Origin of the sequence: Comamonas sp. AG1104 (genome assembly GCF_003350425.1) — a bacterium.
GTDB classification, from domain to species: Bacteria; Pseudomonadota; Gammaproteobacteria; order Burkholderiales; family Burkholderiaceae_C; genus Comamonas; species Comamonas testosteroni.
Map to the genome: position 1 here is coordinate 561,317 of NZ_QQAS01000004.1, position 22,852 is coordinate 584,168.

The following is a 22,852-nucleotide window of genomic DNA, read 5'->3' on the forward strand; positions in this document are numbered from 1 at the left end:
AGAGGCGGAAGGTCAGTGGCAGATGGCTCCGTCTTCCAGCAAGGAAGCTTCCAGAGCAATCGTGCTGACGCGGTTGTCCTGCGCACGTTGCTGCAGACCGCTGCGCTGCCACTGCTGGACGGCGTGCTGCAGCCAGCGGGTGGACTGCGCATCGGCCTTGGCCAGGCGGATATGGGCCTGATCCGTGGTGCGAAAGCGATTGCCCAGACGGGTGTAGAAGCGCCAGCTGTCCTGTTGCAGCAGGCGCGTGATGACCTCGGGCGACTCGGCCAGAACATGGCATTTTCCGGCCAGGAAATCGCTGACTGCATGAATGCTGGAGGGCGCGAAAAGAGGCTGCAAGCCCTGGGCCTGCAAGGTACTGGCAGAGGCCTGACCCGTGGCGACGCAGGCCGTGGGTTTGGGGGCGGCCTTTAGCGCCACATGCGGCAGCCAGGAGCTCCAGTGGCCGGGGGCATGGCGGCTCCAGAGTGAGGCCTGCTGCTTGAGCACCAGCAGTTGCAGGCCCTGCGGCATATAGCTGCCGCCGGTCTGTCGATCAGCAGTGGCCGGGCTGTCCTGCGGCGCCATGCCTTCGAGCACCAGGTCTGCATCGCTTGCGGGGGCGATTTGGACGCTGGTGCCCAGTTGCCGGCCCAGCCAGTCCGCCAGGGCCTGGTCATAGACATCGGGCTCTGGCGGCTGGGGGGCGCCGGGCAGGGAAGGGCGTGCATAGCTGCGCAGGGCCACATGGAGCACGCCCTGGCGCCGGGCCTGTTGCAGCACCGGGCCTGCAGCCTCCGTGCCGCCGAGATCCGGCAGTGCCGGCCACAGCACGCCAGCGCCGGCGGCAGCGGCTGCCAGCGCGGTACCGGCAATCGCCAGGCGTCGCCAGGATTGCGTGGCGCTACTCATGAAATTCCAGTCCGCTGCGCCAGCGCGTCAGGCGCTTTTCCAGCAAGGCCAGCCCATAGTTGAGGGCCAGGCCCAGAATGGCCAGCAGCACGATGCCGGCATACATGCTGGGGATCTGGAAGATTTCCTGAGAGTTCAGCGTGAGAAAGCCCAGGCCTGCATGCGAGCCGATCATCTCGGCAGCGACCAACGCGGTGATCGAATAGGCGCCCGCCAGTCGGATGCCCGTGAAGATGGACGGTGCCGCCGCCGGCAGGATGACCTTGAAGAAGATGAAGCCGCGCGAGGCCCCCATGGACAGCGCCGAATGAATCAGCAGCTTTTCCACCTGCTTGACGCCGCTGATGGTGTTGAGCAGCACCGGCCAGAAGGCAGCCCAGAAGATGATGGCAATCTTGGACGCCTCGCCGATGCCGAAGAACAGCAGAAAGACCGGAAACAGCGCCAGGGCAGAGACCTGGCGGAACAGCTGCAGCAAGGGGTCGACAAAGGCCTCGAAGCGGCGCACCACACCCATCAGCAGGCCCAGCGCCACGCCTGCCACGACGGCCAGAATCAGCCCTGCCAGCGAGCGCTGCAGGCTTGCCGCCACGTGTTTGCCCAGCTGGCCGGTCTGCGCCAGCTGGACGATGGCCGCCACAACAGCGGATGGCGGGCTGAGAAAGGCCGAATTGACCAGCCCTGCGCGCGGCAGGAATTCCCAGATGGCAAAGAACAGCAGCACGCAGGCCGAGCGTTCCAGCCATTGGAGCCCGAGTTGCCGGGAGGAAAGCAGCGACACCGGCTTGGCGGGGCGCCGGGATGGGGATGCGGCCAGTTGGCTCATATGGCAAATCCTCGCAAGGCCAGGCTGAAATCAGGGGCGGTGGGCAGCAGCGGCGCCAGCGGTTGCTGGCGGTGGCCGCTGGCAAAGGCGACTTCGTCACGCAGCACATCCCAGGCCTGTTCGCGCAGCTGCACAAAGGCCGGGGCGTGGCGTATCTCGGCGGGGCGCGGACGCGGCAGCGCTATGTCCAGAACGGATTTGATGCGACCGGGTCGGTGCGTCATGACGGCGATGCGGTCCGACAGATAGATGGCTTCATCGAGGCTGTGGGTGATGAAGACGATGGTGGTCTTGTGCTGCTCCCAGATGCGCAGCAGCTCGGACTGCAGGATTTCGCGTGTCTGGGCATCCAGGGCGGCAAACGGTTCGTCCATCAGCAGCAGGCTGGGCGAATAGGCCAGGGAGCGGGCGATGGCCACGCGCTGACGCATCCCGCCCGAGAGTTCGTGCGGGTAGCGCTGGCCGAAGCCGGCCAGGCCCACCAGGTGCAGAAACTGCTCGGCAGTCTCCCGGCGCTCGCGTTTGGGAATCTTGCGGATCTCCAGCCCGACCTCGATGTTCTGAAGCACGGTGCGCCACGGAAACAGCGCATAGCCCTGGAACACCACGCCCTGCTCGCGGTTGATGCCGCTGGCCGGCTGGCCGTCGATGCTGATGCTGCCGCCGCTCTTGCGCGCCAGCCCGGCGAGCACATTGAGAAACGTGGACTTGCCGCAGCCTGAAGGGCCGAGGAGGGTGAAGAACTCGCCTTCACGGATATCGAGATTGAAGTCCTGCAGGGCAGCGATCTGCTGCTTGCGGCCGCGCTCGTCGGCAATGGCGAAATCCATGCGCACATCGCGTGCCCGGATCTTGATGGCGGAGCCAGAGTCGTCGAGGGCCGTGCTCATGTCGCCGCTCCCTTGGCAAAGGGGTTGAACTCGTTGGTGTACACATCCTTGACGGCCACCTTGCCCGGCTGCAGCTTGCCTTCGCGCTCCAGCACGTCGATGTAGTACTGGATGGGCGGCTCGGTGATGATCTGGTCGTCCACATAGGCATAGCGCTCCACATGCTTGAGTTCCATGCCCAGGCGCTCGGCCGTGTAGCGGCGCGCTTCGTCGGTGTTGGCGTTGACCCAGTTGCCGGCCTTGGCGATGGCGGTGACCACATCGCGCACGGCCTGCGGGTTCTCGCGCGCAAACTTGCCGTTGACGCTGTAGGGGGCCATGCCGCCCAGGCCGCGGTCCAGGTCGTAGTCGGTCCACAGACGCTGCAGCTCGGGGTTGGCCTCGGCACCGCCGGAATGGGGTGGGTGGATGATGGCCAGATCCACATTGCGGCCGATCACGGCCTGCTCGCCCTGGTTGTCGGGAACGACCAGGAAGTTGATCTTGTTGACATCGGCGCCGTGCTCGCGGAAATAGGTCTTGGAGACAAACTCGGCGCAGGCGCCGAAGCTGTTGAAGCCTATGGTCTTGCCTTCCAGATCCCTGGGCGTGCGAATGCCTGAATCCTTGCGCACGAAGTACTTCATATGCGGTGCCTCCTGCAGCGTCTTGCTGCCGGCGGCAATCACCTTCATGTCGGCCCCGGCCGCAATGGCCGAAATCACCAGCGGCACCATGCGCGAGCCGAAATGGATGTCGCCCGTGCCGACAAGCGGAATGATCTGGGGGGCGGCAATCTTGCCCACGTAGTTGGGGCGGGTGGAGGTCCCGTCGAAGTAGCCCAGTCTGTCGGCCAGATAGATCAGGTCGAAAGAGGGGTTGTCGGGATAGTTGAAGGGAACGACCTTGCCATTTTGTGCCGTGCGGGTGGTTTCGCTGCTGGCCTGGTTGTCGGAGCGCGAGCAAGCCGCCAAGCCCAGGGATGCAGCACTGATGGACAGAAGCTTTCCAAGCGCGTCGCGACGGGTTCCCATGGTTCTAACCTTTGAAGTTGCTGTTGAAGCAAACAAGGTTAGAGAAGGCGTCTAATAAAGAAAACGAATAAAAATTTGTATCTTTAATTAAAAATCAGCTAAGAGGCCTCTCAGCCCGCAGCCGCTGCACGCTGCAGTCGGTCGCGCACACCTTCCCAGTCAGCAGTGTCGGGTGGGGTTTCGATCCAGATCAGCTGGGCACCGGTTTCGTCGAAGTCACGCAGCGTGCCAAACAGTTCGCGGGCCGTGGCCAGCGCTTGCAGGGGCATGGCCCGCAGCGCGATGCCTTTGGCCGTGCACTTCAAGGGGCTGCGGTGATAGACCGCAATATTCTTGCCCTCGCTGCCCAGAATATCGAGGGCCGATTGCAGCTGCCTGGCATCCATGAGTCGCACCTTGGCATTGGGCGCATAGTGTGCCAAAAGCGTGCCAGACGCCCGCGGGGTGTTGGCAGAAAGCTCTTCTTTCGAGAGCGGTCGCTGGCCGCAGGCGTGCGCTATATCGTCGCGCGTGATGGCGCCAGGGCGCAGCAGCACGGGCACGCCGCGCGTGCAGTCGACGATGGTGGACTCAATCCCCACTTCGCAGGCACCGCCATCGAGCACCAGCAGTTCCTCGCCAAACTCGGTGGCCACATGCTCGGCCGTGGTGGGGCTGACGCGGCCGAACTTGTTGGCGCTGGGGGCCGAGACGCCCCAGACTGGCGGATCGAGCTGCTGGCAGGCCTGCAGCACCGCATGGGCCACGGGGTGGGACGGGCAGCGCAGACCCACGCTGTCCTGACCGCCGGTCGATGCCTTGGCGGCATGCGGCAGGCGCGGCAGGATCAGGGTCAGCGGGCCGGGCCAGAACGCATCGATCAGTTGCTGGGCAAAGACCGGGACTTCCTTGGCATAGCGGGTGATGGCGGCGGCGTCGGCCACATGCACGATCAGCGGGTGGTTGGCCGGGCGGCCCTTGGCGGCAAAGATCTGCGCCACGGCGGCGTCGTTGTCGCTGTCTGCGGCCAGCCCATAGACCGTCTCGGTGGGCAGGCCCAGCAGCCGGCCTTGCTGCAGCGCAACCGCAGCGGCTTGAACCGAGGCTTCCAGCGTTCCATCCAAGATCATTTCAATTCCTCTTTCATGCACTGCGCCGCCGTATGTGCGGTGCTTTTGCGCTTGCAGAGCATCAGCGAAGGACGCCGAGCAAGGGCCGCCCCGCAGCGAGGGCGTCGTCCCCCTCCCGCGTAGCGAGAGAGGGGGAAGCGGCGGGGCCGCCTAGGCAAAGCCGCTCAGGGGTTGTTATCAGAACGCTTCAATGCCGAGGATTTCAGCGGCCTTCAAAGCGGTTTCACGCGCTTTTTCGGGGCTGGCCGCGGTGATGTTCAAGTGGCCCATCTTGCGGGCCGGCTTGGCATCGACCTTGCCATACAGATGCAGGTGGGCACCGGGCAGAGCCAGGATCTGATCCCAGGCCGGAGCCTGTGCCGTGCCGTCGTTCTTGAACCACAGGTCGCCCAGCAGGTTGAGCATGATGGTGGCGCTGTGCTGGCGCGGCTGCACCAGGGGCAGATTGGTCATGCAGCGCACTTGCAGCTCGAACTGCGACACATCCATCGCGTTCTGGCTGTAGTGGCCGCTGTTGTGCGGGCGCGGGGCGATCTCGTTGACCACCAGCTGGCCGTTGTCCAGCACAAAGAATTCCACACAGAGCACGCCCACGTAGTCGAGGCCGATAGCTACGGATTTCGCAGCAGCTACCGCTTGCTCTGCCTGCGCTGCGGGCACGTTGCCTTCGTAGACATCGGTCACGGCCAGAATGCCGTCGCGGTGCAGATTGCGCTGCACGGGCAGGTTGACGATGTCGCCATTGCGGCCGCGCGCCACGATGACCGAGCATTCATGCGCCAGCGGCAGCATTTTTTCGAGCACGCAGGCCACCTGCTTGAGCTCGCTCCAGGCCTTGACCAGCTCCTCGCGGGTCTTGACGCGGATCTGGCCCTTGCCGTCATAGCCCATGCGTGCAGTCTTGAGAATGCCGGGCAGCAGTGCGTCGTTGACGGCGGCCAACTGCTCGGCTGTCTCGATCACGGCATAGGGGGCGCAGGGGACGCCGCACTTCACGAAGTGGGCTTTTTCGGCAGCTCGGTCCTGGGCGATCGCCACGGCCGAGCCGGCGGGCGATACGGGCAGGCTCTCGGCCAGCTTGTTCAGCGAGCCGGCGGGCACATTCTCGAATTCGGTGGTCACGGCCGCGCAGAGTCTGGCCAGCTCGGCCAGGCCCTGGGGGTCTTCGTAGCCGGTGCGCACATGCTGGTGGCTGACCAGGCCGGCGGGGCTGGTCTCGTCCTTGTCCAGCACGGCGGTGAAATAGCCCATGGCCTGTGCGGCATGGGCAAACATGCGGCCCAGCTGACCGCCGCCGAGCACGCCCAGCGTCGCGCCGGGCAGGATCACATCGGTGTCTTTGCTCATGCGTTCACCGGCAGCGTCATATTGCGGGCGGCTTCGGTCTGCTCGGCGCGGAAGGCTTCGAGCTTTTTGCACAGCTCTGCGTCTTCATTTGCCAGCAGGGCCACGGCAAACAGGGCCGCATTGGCCGCACCGGCATTGCCGATGGCAAAGGTGGCCACGGGCACGCCCTTGGGCATCTGCACGATGGAATGCAGCGAATCCACACCCTGCAGGTGACGGCTTGCCACAGGCACGCCCAGCACCGGCACGGTGGTCTTGGCGGCAATCATGCCTGGCAGGTGGGCAGCACCGCCGGCGCCGGCAATGATGGCCTTGAGGCCTCGGTCGGCCGCAGCTTCGGCAAAGCGGAACATGTCGTCCGGCATGCGGTGGGCCGATACGACCTGTGCTTCAAAAGCGATACCGAATTGCTGGAGGATGGCAACTGCGTGCTGCATGGTGTCCCAGTCGCTGCTGGAACCCATGACTACGCCAACTTGGATGGGGTTCATGTTCTTCAGGGCGCTGCCGCCCGGCCTAGTGGAACCCCTGATTTTACGGTTTCGCTGCATTGCCGGCCGGCTGTGGGGCATAGCCGTCCGGGCAAAGCAACTATGACCCCCGAATGTGGGCCGCCGCGTTATCGCGTGCAAAGCCCAGCACGCGGTCCCTGAAAACATGGATGACCCAGGCCAGCGTGACCAGGATCTGCAGGCTCAGAGAGGCCCAGGGCACATAGCTGACCCAGGCGCCGGCTTGCTCTATGCCGTCCGGCGAGCTCATCCACATGGCCACCACGGGCTGAACAAACATGGCACCCGTATGGCCGCCCATGCCATAGGCCAGCAGCGGCGCGGCGATGTTGAGGATCAGCCAAGCGATGACAAACGAGGCCAGGGGGGACTTGAGCTTGCCCGCCAGCAGGGCGAAGCCGGTCAGCAGCAGGCAGTCGCGCAGCAGATGCAGGCACAGATAGAAGGTAAAGCTGTTGAGCTTGCCGCTGATGGCCGCCTCAAGTGACTGGGGGGCGAACAGCAGCAGCAAGGCCATGGCAAAGCCCAGCAGCAGGCTGACCGGCCACAGCGGCAGTGCCTCCAGCGCCTCGCGCCAGCGCTGGCGCGAGGCCGACCATTGAACCTGGCGCCAGGCGCGCAGATGCTGGTCCATATGCTGCAGGGCGACATAGGCGGTGCCGATCAGCGCGATCCAGGCGGTGCTGCTGAAAAATTCGGCAATGCCCAGATTGAGCGAGCCGGCTGCGAAAAATCCAGTCAGCGCCAGGCCCAGAGGCCAGGCCCAGGGCAGGGTGCGTACATCGAGTCGGGTGCAAAGCTGGCGCCACAGGGCCAGCAGCCCCAGGCCCAGCACCAGGGTTCCGGCCAGATAGGCCAGCCCCAGGCCGCCCACATTCAGGCCCCACCAGAACACCGGCTCGGCGTCGACGTCCACCATGCCTTTGTAGACATGGTCGACAAAGGGGCCGGGGGCGAAGAACAGGATCAGCAGAGGCAGCAGTGCCGCTCGCCGGCGATTGATGGGCCTGTCTCTCAGTCCCCAGCTCATGAGCACGGAGTTCATGGCCCAGGTCTGCAGGCCCAGGCCCCAGATCACGGCCAAGCCAATCGTGTGTTGCAACTTCAGGGGCTCCAGCGCCCAGAAGTGGGTCACACCCGCTACGGCCAGCGCAAACCACAGCACATAGAGCCAGGCAGGCAAGGTGGCGCCCAGCAGCTTTCCCCAGGCCATCTGCCAGGGCGTGAGCACGGACAGACGCTGCCAGTCCCAGGTGTTCTGGCTGGCTTCCTCGGCCAGGCTGCGTCCGGCCAGCACGCTGCCATAGATGATGGCAGCCAGGTACAGGCCGGCAATGGCGGTCATGCTCAGGGTGCCGGGCAGTCCCTTGGCAGAGGACAGGGCGAAGGGCAGGGCCAGGATGAGCAGGCTCAGGCCCAGGCTCCAGGCCAGCAGCGAGGGGCGCCAGTTCAGCCAGAGCTGGCGCTGGAATTCGGGGTTGCGTTGGCTCATGCTTGCTCCTGACTTTCGGTATCGCGGGCCTGGGCTGTGCGGGCATAGTGGTCCTGCAGCCGCTCGCGCACCGGATACAGCGCGGCGACGGGAATGCCAGCCTGCACCAGCTGGGCCAGCCATTGGGCGCGAGCGCTGGCGGCGGCCGGCAGCCAGAGCTGGATCGGCCGGCGGCCCGTGGTGTCGAAGTCCTGCACCGAGGTGCTCAGCAAGGCCTGGCGCAGGCGGGCCTCCAGGCCTTCGCTTTGCTCCATGGCCACTTCCAGCGCATAGAGCTGGGGTTGCTGGCCAACTGCAACGGGTTGGCCCGGGCCGTGGGCGTTTTGCAGTGCCTCATGGCTTTCGATGCGGCCGTCGCGGATGCTCAGGATATGGGTGCAGTACTCGTCCAGTTCGCTGAGGATGTGGCTGGAGACGATCAGCGTCATGCCCTGGGCCTGAAGCTGGCGAAACAGCGTCGAGAGGCTGCTGCGCGCATCGGGATCCAGGCCGCTGGCCGGCTCGTCGAGCAGCAGCACGCCGGGCTGGTGGACGATGGCCTGGCCGATCGCCACCCGCTGGCGCTGGCCGCGCGAGAGCTCGGTCGGGTGACGGTGCAGCAGCTCCGTCAGGCCCAGTTGCTGGGCCACCTGCCGTACACGGACATCCACATCACCGGGTACAACGCCCATGGACAGGGCAGAGTACTGCAGGCAGCGCATCACGCTGAGCCTGTCGTACAGACCATAGAAGTCCGAGAGATAGCCCAGGTGGCGGTGCACCTCGCGCGGCTGTTCCTCGACCGACAGGCCTTTGACACGGATATGGCCAGACAGCGGCTGCTCGAGGCCGGCGATGCAGCGCATCAGCGTGGATTTGCCGGCGCCGTTGGGGCCGACGAGTGCCGTCACGCTGCCCGCAGCGATGGACAGGCTCACGCCGTCGAGGGCGCGGTGGCCCGGATATTCAAACACCAGTTGTGAAACTTCAATCAAGTCTGCGCTCCTTGGTTCGCGAGCAATATAGCCCAGGGGCGCGAGGCCCTGTGGGGCGGTCACTCTTGAAACCGTAGCTGCTAGCGCATATCTTTCATTGATTACCGGCATAAAACACCTTGAATTGACCTTGAAACATGCGCAGACTGCTCCCATCTGAGTAGCAAAGACCCGGTCCGTTCTGGTCTATGGCTTGCGCTCGCGCATTTGCGTGGAGAATCGCAGCATCGCGCGGTGGGCACTCTGCTGGAGTGGCCGGTTCGCAGACTTTTCAGCGCCGCTGCCTGCGTGGCAGCGCACAAGCATTGGGAATCACATGATTGACGTCACCCTCGAGAATTTTGAAGCCGAAGTCGTAGCCGCCTCCATGGCCGTGCCCGTGCTGGTGGACTTCTGGGCACCCTGGTGCGGCCCCTGCAAGACGCTGGGTCCGGTGCTGGAAAAGCTGGAAGTCGCCTATGAGGGCCGCTTCAAGCTGGTCAAGATCGACTCCGATCAGGAGCAGCAGCTGGCCAGCATGTTCGGCATCCGCTCCATCCCGACCTGCGTGCTGATGATCGGCGGCAAGCCCGTGGACGGCTTCATGGGCGCCCAGCCCGAGGGCAAGCTGCGCGAGTTCCTGGACAAGCATCTGCCCTCCGAGGGCGAGCTGGCGGCCGAGGCTGACGCCGACGAAGCCCAGGCCTTGCTGGAGTCCGGCGACACCCAGGCGGCGCTGCAGAAGCTGGCCGATGCGCTGGCGGCCGACCCGGCCAACGACGATGCGCGCTTTGACTATGTGCGCCTGCTGATCGCCACCGGCAGCTTCGAGGAAGCTGCGGCCCTGCTGGCCGAACCCATCAAGCGCATTCCCCAGCCGCTGCGCTTCGAAGCGCTGAACCAGTGGCTCAAGGCGCTGGAATTTGCCGTGCAGGACGACAATGCCGATGTGGCCAAGTACGACGCCGCCATCGCCGCCAACAAGCGCGACTTCGACGCCCGCTTTGGCCGTGCGCGCGCGCTGCTGGCCCACAGCCAGTGGACCGATGCCATGGACGAAATGCTGGAAATCATCATGCGCGACAAGACCTGGAACGACCAGGCTGCGCGCAAGCTCATTGTCGGCGTGCTGGAGCTGCTGACCCCGCCCAAGCCCAAGAAGCAGGACGCCGTGCCCGGCAAGAGCAGCGGCGGCATCGAGCTGCTGGGCAAGAACAGCGCCGAGCAGGACGAGGCCACGGCGCTGGTCAACAGCTATCGCCGCAGGCTGAGCATGGCGTTGAATTGAAGGCTCCCCCTGAGGCGCCTTGCCTGGGCGGCCCCGCGCCTTCCCCCTGGCCGGGCGCCCCTCTCTCTACGCGCTTCGCGCTATGGGAGGGGGACGACAGCTTCGCTGCGCGGCGGCGCTTGCTCGCTGTCCCTTGCCTTGGGGCACGCCAGTTTTTGCTGCTTGCGTTGAATGAGAGTCGTGATGGATCAGATCTTTTCAGTGGCCTTTAATGGCCTGTTTTTGTATCTGGGGCTGGCGCTGCTGTTGACGGTGTGGCTGGGTGTGTTGCGCTCGCCGCGCTTCTAGGGCTGGCGGGCGAGCCTTCGGTGCTTGCGCTTGCCAGGCCCACGATAAGGTGCCGGAATGTGGCCGCTGCGCAAGCTGCTCTGCAGCGCGAGCCACTGGCCGGGCAGGCAGTCTGGTGCTGCAGCAATGCTGCCGCCTGCGGCTTTGTGCGCCTGGATGGGCAGGTGGACGTGAATGTCCAGCCCTATTTGGCCTAAGCATTTCCCCGCTGTATTTTCCCGGTGTCGCGCGGCCTTGTGCCGCAATAATCAAAAAGCCTGCGCCGCACAAGGCTGCGGGCTTTTCATTCATGACAAGGCAGCGGCGCAACGAGATGCCGGCTTGCCACCGAGGAGGCATATCCATGAACCGATTGGCTGGCAAGGTCGCCATCATCACCGGCGGTGCGCGTGGCATGGGGGCGGCTACCTGCCGCCTGTTTGTGCAGGAGGGCGCCAAGGTTGCGGTGGCCGATATGCTGGATGTTGAAGGCCAGGCGCTGGCCGCCGAGCTTGGCGATGCCGCGCGCTTTTATCACCATGATGTGACGAGCGAGGAATCCTGGGCCGGGCTGATGGAGCAGGCGCAGCAGGATCTTGGCGCCATTGATGTGCTGGTCAACAACGCGGGCGTGCTGATGTTCCGGACCTTGCTCGATACTTCGCTGGCGGACTACGAACGCGTGCTCAAGGTCAATCTGGTGGGCGAATTCCTGGGTATCAAGGCCGTGGCTCCGGGCATGATCGAGCGTGGGCGCGGCTCTATCATCAACCTCTCTTCCGTCGATGGCATGAAGGGCGCGAATGGCCTGGCGGCCTATGCGTCGAGCAAATGGGGTGTGCGCGGACTGACCAAGGTGGCGGCCATGGAGCTCGGTCATCGCGGCGTGCGCGTGAATTCCGTGCACCCGGGCGGCGTAGACACCGCCATGGGCAACCCTGGCCAGCGCGCGCGTGAAGAGGTCAATCAAGGCTTTGCCAACATCGCGCTGCAGCGCGTGGGCGATCCGGCTGAAGTGGCGGCGGCCACGCTGTTTCTGGCCAGCGACGAGTCCTCCTATATGGCGGGTGCAGAAATCGTCGTGGATGGCGGCATGACCGCCGGTCATTACTATGCGGGATTGCCAGGTGCTCCTGGTATGTAAAGCTTCCTTAAGAAGAAGCCAGCGCTTTTGCAATAAGCGTTTCAGGCGGTTTTATCTATCGATACGTTTGGCCATGCATGTCACATCTACTTTCGGCGGCTTTCTTCGCCCGGCACTGGCTGCTCTGGGGATGCTGTGGGCGCTGACGGGCTGTGCGGCCGAGGTGCAGCCATCCGCAGGCGTGAGCGAATCCGAGGCCATGACCGCAGAGCCCGCGCTGCTGCTCAATACCTACTGGAAGCTGGTGCAACTGGGCGATGGCTCGCATGTCAGTGCCTATGACAATCAGCCCGAGCCGCATCTGGTGCTGGAGAGCGGCACCGGCCGCTTTCACGGCGCGGGTGGCTGCAACCGGCTGCGCGGAAGCTACAGTCTGGACGGGCGCTGGCTGCGCCTGTCTGCGGTGACCACCACCCGCATGGCCTGTGTGCAGGGGGGGCGCAGGGAGCAGCTGTTTCTCAGCACGCTGGCGCAGGTCAGCGGCTATGCGGTGCAGGGTCGGAAGCTGGCGCTGAGCGATGCCGACGGTCGGGTGCTGCTGCGTTTCGAGGCGGTGTATTTACGTTGAATTGCTGCGTTTGAAGCCTGCGCCAAGGTTTCAGTGCGGCAGGCGGGCGGCAGGCCGGGTTGCCGAAGCCGCATTCAGCGAGCGAATCGGAATCCCCATGTCCTGCGGAATCTCCCCCGACAGCTGCAGCGCCAGATAGCGGGTACAGCACACGCGCAAAAAAGAGCTGAAGTTGTCCACCGCTTTGCGCTCGGCCAGCAGCTCGTCGTAGAGCTTGGTGCAGAGCTGGGGAACGGTATAACCGTCCCGCGCGGCAATCTCTTCGAGTACCTGCCAGAACAGGTTTTCCAGCCGGATGCTGGTCGCCACTCCATGCAGCCGGATGGAGCGGGCCCGGTGGGCCCAGAGCTGGGGATCGGCGCTGATAAAGACCTGGCACATGGCGCGACTCTCCAAAACAAAACCGGGCCATGGTGTGGCCCGGTGACTGCGGCGTCAAGAGGAGAACTCTTGAATTGATAGCTTGCTGCGCCTGATGGGAAAGCCCTGGAGGTCGATTTCAGTGTGAAATCTTCGTGCCCAGCAGCGCGAGAAACTGGGCGATCCAGGCAGGATGGGCAGGCCAGGCTGGTGCGCTGACCAGATTGCCTTCGGTATGGGCCTGATCGACGGGAATGTCGGCATAGCTGCCGCCGGCCAGCTCCACCTCGGCGCGGCAGGCAGGATAGGCCGAGCAGGTGCGGCCCTTGAGCACGCCGGCCCCGGCCAGCAACTGCGCGCCGTGGCAGACGGCGGCCACGGGCTTGTTGGTGTCGAAGAAGTGACGAACGGCGGCGCGCACGCTTTCATAGCCGCGCAGATACTCGGGGCCGCGGCCGCCGGGGATGACCAGGGCGTCGTACTGCTCGGGCTTCACATCGGCAAACGTGGCGTTGAGCGTGAAGTTGTGGCCGGGCTTTTCGCTATAGGTCTGTGCGCCTTCGAAGTCGTGGATGGCGGTCTTGATCTGGTCGCTGGCCTTTTTGTCGGGGCAGACGGCATGCACGGTATGGCCCACGGCCAGCAGGGCCTGGAACGGAACCATGGTTTCATAGTCCTCGCAGTAGTCGCCGCAAATCATCAAAATCTTCTTGCCTGCCATGGTCTGTCTCCTGTTGAAGTGTCAAACCATTGTGGACAGGCAAGCGGCGCTGCGGGTATTAACGGGCTACTACATCGTGACGGGCGGGCGGATAGTGCGTGCCGTAGTCCGACGAACGCTGGTACAGCGTCAGCCCGAACTGCGGCAGCACGCCGATCAGATGGTCGAAGATTTCGCCCTGTATGCCTTCGTACTCCACCCAGACGGTGGTGTTGGTGTAGCAGAACAGCTGCAGCGGCAGCCCCGTGGGCGATGTCTCCATGGTGCGCACCATGAGGAACATGCCCGGGCCTTTGCCAATGCGCGGGTGGCCCATGAGATAGGCGTAGGCATAGGCCTTGAAGGCGGCCAGGTTCGTGACCTGGTGGGCGGCGATGGCCTGGGTTGGCATGGCGGCCTCGGCCGCACCCGGCATGGCCTGCAGGCCGTCGCGTTCACTCCAGTAGGGTTGCAGCAGGGCGATATGGCCCATGCCGGCGCGCTCCTCGGGCGAGAGCAGATGCACGGTGTTGGCGTCCAGGTTCAGCGAGCGCATGATGCGGCGTCCGCCCGAGTCGAACATGCCGCGCCAGTTCTTGAAGCTGTCCGTCATCAGCCGCCAGGTAGGGATGGTGGTGATGGTCTTGTCCCAGTTCTGCACCTTGACGGTATTGAGCGCGATATCGGTCACAAAGCCGTCGGCGCCGACCTGGGGCATCTCTATCCAGTCGCCCACGCGCAGCATGTCGTTGCTGCCGAGCTGAACGCCTGCGACAAAGGAGAGGATGGTGTCCTTGAACACCAGCATCAGCACGGCCGACATGGCGCCCAGGCCCGAGAGCAGCAGCAGGGGCGAGCGGTCCATCAGCGTGGCCACGATGAGCACCACGGCAAAGCTGCAGACCAGCAGCTTTCCCAGTTGCACATAGCTCTTGATGGAGTGGGTCTGGACGGCTGCCTTGCGTGCCTCGTCGCGTTCATGGGCCTCGTTCGTGGCATTGAGCAGATCGCACAGCACGCGCGCCAGGTGGTAGAGCGTGAAGGCCACCGCCACATTGGTGATCAGCGTGGTCCAGCGCGGCTCCAGATGCGGCACGCCCTGGACGCCGAACTGCACGATCAGAGAGGGCACGACCTTGGCCAGGCGGCGCAGCACCTTGTCGTGCATGAGGATCTGGGCCCAGCCGGTCCTGAGGGTGTCGCGCATACGGCGAAAGACCTTGAGCCCCAGCCACTGGGTCAGCCAGCCGGCCACAAGAGCGCTCAGGGCCAGGACGCAGAGCGAGGCCAGCATTTGCATGGCGGGATTCCAGTCAGAAACGAAAGACCAGCGGGAAAGCAAGAGCAGCTCCTCAGAAGAATGGGCCGGGGCAGGAGCGCAAGTCTGGCAACTTCGGGCAGAAGGCAGGCGATGGCGTCGGGCACGGAAACAGGCCGGTCAGACCGGCAGCCGTGCAAAAAGTTCAGCAATGTGTGAACAACCACTAGCTTACGCAAAGCCGTATTTCCCAGCGTGGTGTGCAGGAAGGCCGCAGGGATGGCGCAGCGGGTTCTGCGGTCATGCGGGGCTAAAACGGCGCAAGCGGTCGGGCAGCCTAAAATCCCTGCTGATTTCAGATTTCTACCTTGCCGGGTCCCAAGTGGGGCTGGCGGCCACTGCACTGCACCATGCAAGAAAAATTCAACCACATCGAGGTCGAGCGCGCCGCGCAAGACCACTGGCAAGCCAAGGACGCCTACCGCGTCACCGAAGACGGCAGCAAGCCCAAGTACTACGCCTGCTCCATGCTGCCCTACCCCAGCGGCAAGCTGCACATGGGCCATGTGCGCAACTACACCATCAACGACATGCTCACGCGTCAGCTGCGCATGAAGGGCTACAACGTCCTCATGCCCATGGGCTGGGACGCCTTCGGCCTGCCTGCCGAGAACGCTGCGCTGAAAAACAAGGTGCCGCCTGCCAAGTGGACGTACGAGAACATCGCGTACATGAAAAAGCAGATGCAGGCCATGGGCCTGGCCATCGACTGGAGCCGCGAGGTCGCCACCTGCGACCCCGAGTACTACAAGTGGAACCAGTGGCTGTTCCTCAAGATGCTGGAAAAAGGCATTGCCTACCGCAAGACCCAGGTGGTGAACTGGGACCCGGTGGATCAGACCGTGCTGGCCAACGAGCAGGTCATTGACGGCCGCGGCTGGCGCACTGGCGCTCTGGTGGAAAAGCGCGAGATCCCTGGTTACTACCTGGCCATCACCAACTACGCCCAGGAGCTGCTCGACCATGTGCAGGTCGGCAACGAGAAGGCCACTCTGAACGGCTGGCCCGACAAGGTGCGCCTGATGCAGGAAAACTGGATCGGCAAGTCTGCGGGCGTGCGCTTTGCGTTCACCCATGACATCAAGGGGACTGACGGCCAGCTGATCCAGGACGGCAAGATGTATGTCTTCACCACGCGTGCCGACACCATCATGGGCGTGACCTTCTGCGCCGTGGCGCCTGAGCACCCCCTGGCACAGCATGCCGCTGCCGACAAGCCCGAACTGGCTGCCTTCATTGAAGAATGCAAAAAGGGTGGCACGACAGAGGCCGAACTGGCCGTCAAGGAAAAGGAAGGCAAGCCCACGGGCCTGTTCGTCACCCATCCCATCACCGGCGCGCAAGTCGAGGTGTGGATCGGCAACTATGTGCTGATGAGCTATGGCGACGGCGCCGTGATGGGCGTGCCCGCCCACGACGAACGCGATTTCGCCTTCGCCAACAAGTACGGCCTGCCCATCAAGCAGGTAGTGGCCGTGGAAGGCCAGGCCGCTTATGACGACAAGCAGTGGAGCGACTGGTATGGCGACAAGGAGCGCGGCGTACTGATCAACTCTGGCGATCTCGACGGTCTGAACCACAAGGATGCGGTGCAGGCCGTGGCCAGGATCGTGGGCGACAAGGGCCTGGGCGAGCTCAAGACCACCTGGCGTCTGCGCGACTGGGGTATCAGCCGTCAGCGCTACTGGGGCACCCCCATCCCCATCATTCATTGCGCCGATTGCGGCCCTCAGCCCGTGCCCGAGAAGGACCTGCCCGTGGTCCTGCCCCAGGATCTGGTGCCCGATGGCTCCGGCAATCCGCTGATCAAGTCCGAGGCCTTCCACGCCGGCGTGGTTTGTCCCTGCTGCGGCAAGCCTGCCCGCCGTGAAACCGACACCATGGACACCTTTGTGGATTCGTCCTGGTACTTCATGCGCTACTGCGACGCCAAGAACAGCGAGCAGATGGTGGCCGACGGCGCCGATTACTGGATGCCAATGGACCAGTACATCGGCGGTGTGGAACACGCCATCCTGCACCTGCTGTACGCGCGCTTCTGGACCAAGGTCATGCGCGACCTGGGCCTGGTCAAGATCGACGAGCCCTTCACCAAGCTGCTGACGCAGGGCATGGTGCTCAATCACATCTACAGCCGTCGCACGGCCAAGGGCGCCAAGGAATACTTCTGGCCCAAGGATGTGGAGCATGTGTTCGACGACTCCGGCAAGATCATCGGCGCCAAGCTGAAGGTCGAAGTGGACAGCGCCGACGGCCTGCTGCCCGTGGGAACGGCCATCGACTACGAGGGCGTGGGCACCATGTCCAAGTCCAAGAACAATGGCGTGGACCCGCAGGATCTGATCGAGAAGTACGGCGCCGACACCGCACGTCTGTACACCATGTTCACCTCGCCGCCCGAGCTGACGCTGGAGTGGAACGACGCCGCCGTGGAAGGCAGCTATCGCTTCCTGCGTCGCGTCTACAACTTCGGCGCCAAGCTGACAGGCATGGACATGGCTTCCGCAGTGCAGGGCGTGGCCGGTGCCAAGTCGCTGGACGATGTGGAATTCGGCAAGGCGGCCAAGGCCCTGCGTCTGGAAATCCACAACGTGCTCAAGCAGGTCGAGTACGACTACTCGCGCATGCAGTACAACACCGTGGTTTCCGGCGCGATGAAGATGATCAATGCGCTGGAAGACTTCAAGGCCCTGGATGACACCGGTGCCAAGGTGGCGCTGATCGAAGGCTTCGGCATTCTGCTGCGTGTGCTCTACCCTGCAACGCCCCACCTGGCGCATGTGCTGTGGAGCGAGCTGGGCTATGCCAACCACCTGGGCGATCTGCTCGATGCACCCTGGCCGCAGGTCGACCCCAAGGCCCTGGTGCAGGACGAGATCTCGCTGGTCCTGCAGGTCAACGGCAAGCTGCGCGGTGCGATCCTGGTGTCCGCCACAGCCGACAAGGCTGCCATCGAGGCGGCGGCGCTGGCCAATGAGGAGTACCAGAAGTTTGCCGAAGGCCGCGAGCCCAAGAAGATCATCGTGGTGCCGGGTCGTCTGGTGAATATCGTGGTGTAAATGACTCCCCCTGAGGCGCTTCGCGCCTTCCCCCAAGGGGGACGATAGCCTCGCTGCGGGGCTGCCCTTGCTTGCTATCCCTGGTGCAAGAGGCGGTGCTCGCAGCGGGGCGGCGAATTCGCTGCTCGGGTTGAAGATAAAAGGACAGTTGATGCAAAAACGTACGCTGCTGGCCGCGATGGCCTTGACGCCTTTGCTGGGAGCCTGCGGCTTTCGCCTGCGCGGCGCGCCGAATTTTGTGTTTCGCTCCATTTACGTGCAGGCGGGGCGTGGTGCGCCCGTGGGCACTTTGCTGCGTCGCAGTCTGGAGTCGGCCAGCGACAAGTTGACCGTGATCAAGGATCCGGCTTCGCCCGATACGGCCGAAGTGATCTGCCAGATCATCAGCGAGCAGGCTCAGCGCGTGATCATCGGCTCCAACGTGGCCGGTCAGGTGCGTGAAATCGAGCTGCGCCTGATTGTGCGCTTCTCGCTGCGCACGTCCGGCGGCGATGCGCTGATCGAGCCGGTCGAAATTCGCCAGATCCGCAACGTGACCTATAACGAAACCAATGCCTTGTCTAAAGCTGCAGAAGAGGAAATGCTGAACAAGGATATGCGCAACGACATCGTCCAGCAGATCATTCGCCGCCTCGGCGCAGTGAAGAGCATGCAGGTGTCGTAAGCCATTGCCTGAGTCGCTGCGCGGCGGGGCGGCGCTTGTGCCGTCCCTGAGCGGAGGCCGCGAGTCGTCAGTGTACCCAGGTGAATTTGATAGCTGCTGGCGCTTGAAATCAGGGCGTTTCAGATACTTTTTATAGAAAACCATTGTCCATGCAGCTTGCGCTGAACCAGCTTTCCTCCCATCTGGCCAAGGGCTTGCGCTCGCTCTATGTGCTGCATGGCGACGAGCCGTTGCAGCAGCAGGAAGCGGCCGATGCGATTCGTGCAGCAGCGCGTGCTCAGGGCTATACCGAGCGCAGCAGCTATACCGTCATGGGCGCGCACTTTGACTGGAGCGGCGTGCTGGCGGCAGGTGGCAGCCTGAGCCTGTTTGCGGACAAGCAGATTCTGGAAATTCGCATCCCCAGCGGAAAACCCGGCAAGGACGGCAGTGCTGCGCTGCAGCAACTGGCCAGCAGTGCCCAGGGAAACGACAGCACGCTGACGCTGATCAGTCTGCCGCGCCTGGACAAGGCCACCAAGACCGGGGCCTGGTTTGCGGCGCTGGACGGCAACGGCGTCTCCATCCAGGTCGACCCGGTGGAGCGCGGTGCGCTGCCGCACTGGATTGCCCAGCGTCTGGCGCTGCAGAATCAGCGCGTGGCGGCAGGTGAAGAGGGTCAGCGTACGCTGCAGTTCTTTGCCGACTGCGTGGAAGGCAATCTGCTGGCCGCGCATCAGGAAATTCAGAAACTGGCCCTGCTCCACCCCGAGGGCGAGCTGAGTCTGGCACAGGTGGAGCAGGCCGTGCTCAATGTGGCGCGCTATGACGTGTTCAAGCTGTCCGAAGCTGTGCTCTCGGGCAAGGTGGCGCGCAGCATGCGCATGCTGGACGGCCTGCAGGCCGAAGGCGAGGCCGAGGTGCTGGTGCATTGGGCACTGGCCGAGGACATTCGTAACATCAAGCGCGTGAAGGATGCCATGGCGGGCGGCAAGCCTCTGCCGATGGCGCTGCGCGAAAATCGCATCTGGGGCCCCAAGGAGAGGCTGATGGAGCGGCTGCTGCCGCGTGTCAGTGATGCACGCGCAGCCGAGTTGCTGCAGGCTGCCCATGCCGTGGATGGCATTGTCAAAGGCTTGCCCAGCGAGGGCTGGCCGCGCGACAGCTGGCAGGCCCTGCGGCAGCTGGCCATGCAGCTGGCCCAGGCCGGGCGCTGATTTTCGGCTCAGCCGGGGTTAGCCGCGAGCTGGGCTTGGGCCTTGTCGGCCCACATGCGCAGATTGTCCAGCAGATCCTTCTGGCTGAAGGAGCAGCTTTCCTCGGTGAACAGCGCGCTGGATTCGAGCCGGTCCAGCAGGTTGAGCAGCACCTCGCCATAGCGCGGCGGCAGTGCCTGCAGCAATGTGGTTGCTGCGCGTGCCTGCTGGCCGAGGGCGCTGGCGCTGATCTGAGAGTGGGCGAGCTGCTCGAATCCGCTGCGCAGCTGCTGGAGCTGGTGGGCGCTTTCCTGCAGCGCGGTGGTGTTGTGGCTCATAAGTCTCCTTGCGATTCAGAGGCCGAGTGTAGGTGTCCGAAGGGTCATAAACCCCCTCTTGGTCGGGCTTGTCTGCGCAACTTGCTTATCTCGGCGAAAATCACGCCATGAACGCGCTCAATACCGTCGAATACATGCACAACCTCGGTGTACAGGCAAAAGCTGCCTCTGCGCTGATGGCGCGTGCGTCTGCAGCTACTAAAAACAAAGCACTCAAGGCGCTGGCCCGTCTGCTGCGCGAGAACGTCGAGCCGCTGCAGATCGACAATGCCCGCGATCTGGAGCGTGCCGTGGCCAATGGCCTGTCGGCGCCCATGGTCGACAGGCTGCGACTGACGCCCAAGGTGCTGGAGACCTGTGCCGAAGGTTGCGAGCAGCTGGCTGCCATGCCCGATGTGATTGGCGAGATCAGTGGCCTCAAGCAAATGCCCAGCGGTATCCGCGTGGGCCAGATGCGTGTGCCCCTGGGCGTGTTCGGCATGATTTATGAAAGCCGCCCGAATGTGACCATCGAAGCGGCCAGCCTCTCGATCAAGAGCGGCAATGCCTGCATCTTGCGTGGCGGCTCGGAGGCGATTGACTCCAACAAGGCGCTGGCCAGGCTGGTGGCCCAGGCGCTGGCCGAGGCTGGTCTGCCCGAAGACGGTGTCAAGCTCGTGGAGACCACCGACCGCGACGCCGTGGGTCAGCTCATCGCCATGCCCGACTATGTGGACGTCATCATTCCCCGTGGCGGCAAGGGCCTGATCGCGCGCATCAGCCGCGAAGCCAAGGTGCCCGTCATCAAGCATCTGGACGGCAATTGCCACACCTATGTGGATGACCCCTGCGACATCGCCATGGCCGTGAAGGTGGCCGACAACGCCAAGACCAACAAGTACAGCCCCTGCAACGCCAGCGAAAGCCTGCTGGTGGCGCGCGCCGTGGCTGCAGAGTTCCTGCCCAGGATCGGTGCTGTCTATGCCGCCAAGGGCGTGGAGATGCGCTGCGATGCCGAGGCGCTGGCCATCTTGCAGGCCGTCAAGGACGCCAAGCTGGCCCAGGCGGTGGAGCAGGACTGGTACGAGGAATACCTGGCGCCCATCATCAGCGTAAAGCTGGTGGATGGTGTGGACGAGGCCATTGCCCACATCAACAAGTACTCCAGCCACCATACGGAATCGATTCTGACGACCAATCACCTGCACGCACAGAAATTCCTGCGCGAGGTCGATTCGGCCAGTGTCATGGTCAATACCAGCACCCGCTTTGCCGATGGCTTCGAGTTCGGACTCGGCGCCGAGATCGGCATCAGCACCGACAAGTTCCATGCGCGCGGGCCGGTAGGCATCGAGGGCCTGACTTCGCTCAAATACGTGGTCTTGGGCGACGGCGAAGTCCGTTCCTGAAATCCGTCTGCCGTAGAAGCCGCAGGCGCGGTCTTTTCCGGATATGACTCAATGCCGCAGCTTGGATCCCTTTCCATAACACCATGAAAATCATTATTCTGGGTGCCGGGCGCGTAGGCCAGAGTGTGGCCGAAAGTCTGGTGTCCGAGCAAAACGGAATCACCGTCATCGACACGGATGCGAGAGCATTGCGTGAGTTGGAGTCGCGCTTCGACCTGCGCGGCGTGGTCGGCAACGGCATCGATCCCCAGGTCCTGGCCGAGGCGGGCGCCAAGGACACGGACCTGCTGATCGCCTGCGCCTCCATGGACGAGACCAACCTGGTCTGCTGCAAGATTGCCCAGGCCGTGTTCGACATTCCGACCCGCATTGCGCGGGTGCGCTCGTCCAGCTTTGCGGTGGATGACCCGGTGCTGGGCAAGGAGGGTTTTGCGGTCGATCGCATCATCTGTCCCGAGGAATCGGTCACCCATTACATCCGCAAGCTCATCGAATACCCGGAAGCCATGCAGGTTCGCGCCTTTGCGGGCGGACGAGCTGCCTTGGCCTCGGTGCGCGCGCGCGCTGGCGCGCCTGCCGTGGGTCTGCAGATCGCTCAGGTGCGCGAGCGCATGCCTGAGTTGGCCATGCGCATCGTGGCGATCTACCGCCGCTTCATGGACGAGCCCGACCGGTTTGTGCGCTGCGACGGGGCTACGCGCATAGAACCCGGCGATGAGGTCTTCATGCTGGCCGCGACCGAGCATGTGTCCGAGGCTCTCAAGGCCATCAATCTGCCCGAGGGGCGTCCGAGCCGCCCGGTGTTCCGCATCATGATTGCAGGTGGCGGCCAGGTCAGCCTGCGGCTGGCCAGGAAGCTGGCGCAGACGCCCGGGCGCTTTCACGTCAAGATCATCGAGTCCAATGCCCAGCAATGCCTGGGCCTGTCGTCGGTGCTGCCTGCCGAAGTGCTGGTGCTGGAAGGCGATGCCACCGATGAGGCCTTGCTGGAGGAAGAGGGCATCGAGGAGGTGGATCTGTTCCTCGCGCTGACGGACGACGACGAGGACAACATCATGTCCAGCCTGCTGGCCAAGCGCATGGGTGCGCGCCGCGTACTGTCGCTGATCAATCGCCGCGCCTATGCGGACCTGATGCACGGCACGCAGATCGATATTGCGCTGTCGCCGGCGCAGGCCATGCTGGGCGAGTTCCTGGCCTATGTGCGCCGCGGCGACGTGCAGGCCGTGCACAGTCTGCGACGCGGTGTGGCCGAGGCACTGGAGATCGTGGCGCGCGGCGACCGCAAAAGTTCGCGTGTAGTGGGGCGCAAGGTGGAAGAGCTGCGTCTGCCCGAGGAGGTTCACATCGGCCTCATCGTGCGCGGAATTCCAGAAGGCAAGACCTGCGAGGAAGTGGCGGGCACGGCATTGGAAACCGAGGTCATCATTCCGCGCAGCCATACCGTGATCGAATCCGGCGACCATGTGGTGTTCTTTCTGCCCAACAAGCGACTGGTGCGCAACGTGGAAAACCTGTTCCGCGTCAGCGCCACCTTTTTCTAAGCT

At 63.9% G+C, this 22,852-nt stretch carries 22 protein-coding genes; 9 read left to right on the forward strand and 13 right to left on the reverse strand.

The window, feature by feature from the left end; all coding sequences use genetic code 11:
• Nucleotides 1-12: 12 nt before the first annotated feature.
• The 9 genes from DFO48_RS14400 to DFO48_RS14445 form a co-directional block, all read right to left on the reverse strand.
• A complete protein-coding gene (locus DFO48_RS14400; protein ID WP_114863803.1) occupies nucleotides 13-894 on the reverse strand; it encodes a hypothetical protein in 882 nt (293 codons plus the stop codon).
• Entirely contained in the window at nucleotides 887-1,720 is an 834-nt protein-coding gene (locus tag DFO48_RS14405) for an ABC transporter permease (protein WP_114863804.1), read from the reverse strand. Before DFO48_RS14405 ends, DFO48_RS14400 begins: the two co-directional genes overlap by 8 nt.
• Nucleotides 1,717-2,610: an ABC transporter ATP-binding protein gene (locus DFO48_RS14410; protein ID WP_003072548.1), complete on the reverse strand. Its 894-nt coding sequence runs from the start codon at nucleotides 2,608-2,610 to the stop codon at nucleotides 1,717-1,719. The genes DFO48_RS14405 and DFO48_RS14410 overlap by 4 nt, the downstream gene beginning before the upstream one ends.
• Nucleotides 2,607-3,623 (reverse strand): ABC transporter substrate-binding protein, encoded by a 1,017-nt coding sequence (locus DFO48_RS14415; RefSeq protein WP_003072550.1) that lies wholly within the window; start codon nucleotides 3,621-3,623, stop codon nucleotides 2,607-2,609. The genes DFO48_RS14410 and DFO48_RS14415 overlap by 4 nt, the downstream gene beginning before the upstream one ends.
• Nucleotides 3,624-3,733: 110 nt before the next feature.
• The gene (locus tag DFO48_RS14420; protein ID WP_114863805.1) at nucleotides 3,734-4,732 is read right to left on the reverse strand and encodes an L-threonylcarbamoyladenylate synthase; all 999 of its coding nucleotides are present in this window, start codon (nucleotides 4,730-4,732) and stop codon (nucleotides 3,734-3,736) included.
• 177 nt (nucleotides 4,733-4,909) lie between these two features.
• Nucleotides 4,910-6,079: a 5-(carboxyamino)imidazole ribonucleotide synthase gene (locus DFO48_RS14430; RefSeq protein WP_114863806.1), complete on the reverse strand. Its 1,170-nt coding sequence runs from the start codon at nucleotides 6,077-6,079 to the stop codon at nucleotides 4,910-4,912.
• Complete coding sequence (purE, locus tag DFO48_RS14435) at nucleotides 6,076-6,570, reverse strand: 5-(carboxyamino)imidazole ribonucleotide mutase (RefSeq protein ID WP_114863807.1); 495 nt, start codon at nucleotides 6,568-6,570, stop codon at nucleotides 6,076-6,078. The genes DFO48_RS14430 and purE overlap by 4 nt, the downstream gene beginning before the upstream one ends.
• Before the next feature lie 100 nt (nucleotides 6,571-6,670).
• The gene (locus DFO48_RS14440; RefSeq protein WP_114863808.1) at nucleotides 6,671-8,083 is read right to left on the reverse strand and encodes a hypothetical protein; all 1,413 of its coding nucleotides are present in this window, start codon (nucleotides 8,081-8,083) and stop codon (nucleotides 6,671-6,673) included.
• Nucleotides 8,080-9,057, reverse strand: a complete 978-nt coding sequence (locus tag DFO48_RS14445) for an ABC transporter ATP-binding protein (protein WP_114863809.1) — start codon at nucleotides 9,055-9,057, stop codon at nucleotides 8,080-8,082. The genes DFO48_RS14440 and DFO48_RS14445 overlap by 4 nt, the downstream gene beginning before the upstream one ends.
• 316 nt (nucleotides 9,058-9,373) lie before the next feature.
• On the opposite strand from DFO48_RS14445, the gene trxA reads away from it, so the two are divergent.
• The 4 genes from trxA (at nucleotide 9,374) to DFO48_RS14465 (ending at nucleotide 12,303) form a co-directional block, all read left to right on the forward strand.
• Nucleotides 9,374-10,324: a thioredoxin gene (gene trxA / locus DFO48_RS14450; RefSeq protein WP_114863810.1), complete on the forward strand. Its 951-nt coding sequence runs from the start codon at nucleotides 9,374-9,376 to the stop codon at nucleotides 10,322-10,324.
• Nucleotides 10,325-10,671: 347 nt separating this feature from the next.
• Entirely contained in the window at nucleotides 10,672-10,809 is a 138-nt protein-coding gene (locus DFO48_RS25290; RefSeq protein WP_158545667.1) for a hypothetical protein, read from the forward strand.
• A gap of 146 nt (nucleotides 10,810-10,955) precedes the next feature.
• A complete protein-coding gene (locus tag DFO48_RS14460) occupies nucleotides 10,956-11,735 on the forward strand; it encodes a glucose 1-dehydrogenase (RefSeq protein WP_003072567.1) in 780 nt (259 codons plus the stop codon).
• Between the two features lie 73 nt (nucleotides 11,736-11,808).
• Nucleotides 11,809-12,303, forward strand: coding sequence for an META domain-containing protein (locus DFO48_RS14465; RefSeq protein WP_114863849.1), 495 nt, complete (start codon nucleotides 11,809-11,811; stop codon nucleotides 12,301-12,303).
• Between the two features lie 30 nt (nucleotides 12,304-12,333).
• On the opposite strand, the gene DFO48_RS14470 is transcribed toward DFO48_RS14465, so the two are convergent.
• The 3 genes from DFO48_RS14470 to DFO48_RS14480 all read right to left on the reverse strand — a co-directional run bounded on the left by DFO48_RS14470 (nucleotide 12,334) and on the right by DFO48_RS14480 (nucleotide 14,663).
• A complete protein-coding gene (locus DFO48_RS14470; protein ID WP_114863811.1) occupies nucleotides 12,334-12,684 on the reverse strand; it encodes a ribbon-helix-helix domain-containing protein in 351 nt (116 codons plus the stop codon).
• A 118-nt stretch (nucleotides 12,685-12,802) separates the two neighbouring features.
• Entirely contained in the window at nucleotides 12,803-13,384 is a 582-nt protein-coding gene (locus tag DFO48_RS14475) for a DJ-1/PfpI family protein (protein WP_114863812.1), read from the reverse strand.
• Nucleotides 13,385-13,442: 58 nt separating this feature from the next.
• Complete coding sequence (locus tag DFO48_RS14480) at nucleotides 13,443-14,663, reverse strand: mechanosensitive ion channel family protein (RefSeq protein WP_114863813.1); 1,221 nt, start codon at nucleotides 14,661-14,663, stop codon at nucleotides 13,443-13,445.
• Between the two features lie 368 nt (nucleotides 14,664-15,031).
• Here DFO48_RS14480 and leuS point away from each other — a divergent pair, with 368 nt between their 5' ends.
• The 3 genes from leuS to holA all read left to right on the forward strand — a co-directional run bounded on the left by leuS (nucleotide 15,032) and on the right by holA (nucleotide 19,600).
• The gene (gene leuS, locus DFO48_RS14485; RefSeq protein WP_114863850.1) at nucleotides 15,032-17,740 is read left to right on the forward strand and encodes a leucine--tRNA ligase; all 2,709 of its coding nucleotides are present in this window, start codon (nucleotides 15,032-15,034) and stop codon (nucleotides 17,738-17,740) included.
• A 151-nt stretch (nucleotides 17,741-17,891) separates the two neighbouring features.
• Nucleotides 17,892-18,404 carry an LPS assembly lipoprotein LptE gene (gene lptE, locus DFO48_RS14490; protein ID WP_114863814.1) on the forward strand — a complete coding sequence of 171 codons (513 nt, stop codon included), beginning with the start codon at nucleotides 17,892-17,894 and terminating at the stop codon, nucleotides 18,402-18,404.
• Nucleotides 18,405-18,553: 149 nt separating this feature from the next.
• A complete protein-coding gene (gene holA, locus DFO48_RS14495; protein WP_114863851.1) occupies nucleotides 18,554-19,600 on the forward strand; it encodes a DNA polymerase III subunit delta in 1,047 nt (348 codons plus the stop codon).
• 8 nt (nucleotides 19,601-19,608) lie between these two features.
• Here the strand turns inward: holA and DFO48_RS14500 are convergent, their stop codons facing one another.
• Complete coding sequence (locus tag DFO48_RS14500) at nucleotides 19,609-19,917, reverse strand: hypothetical protein (RefSeq protein ID WP_003072580.1); 309 nt, start codon at nucleotides 19,915-19,917, stop codon at nucleotides 19,609-19,611.
• A 107-nt stretch (nucleotides 19,918-20,024) separates the two neighbouring features.
• On the opposite strand from DFO48_RS14500, the gene DFO48_RS14505 reads away from it, so the two are divergent.
• Nucleotides 20,025-21,305: a glutamate-5-semialdehyde dehydrogenase gene (locus tag DFO48_RS14505; RefSeq protein ID WP_114863815.1), complete on the forward strand. Its 1,281-nt coding sequence runs from the start codon at nucleotides 20,025-20,027 to the stop codon at nucleotides 21,303-21,305.
• 83 nt (nucleotides 21,306-21,388) lie between these two features.
• A complete protein-coding gene (trkA, locus tag DFO48_RS14510; RefSeq protein ID WP_114863816.1) occupies nucleotides 21,389-22,849 on the forward strand; it encodes a Trk system potassium transporter TrkA in 1,461 nt (486 codons plus the stop codon).
• Nucleotides 22,850-22,852: the final 3 nt, after the last annotated feature.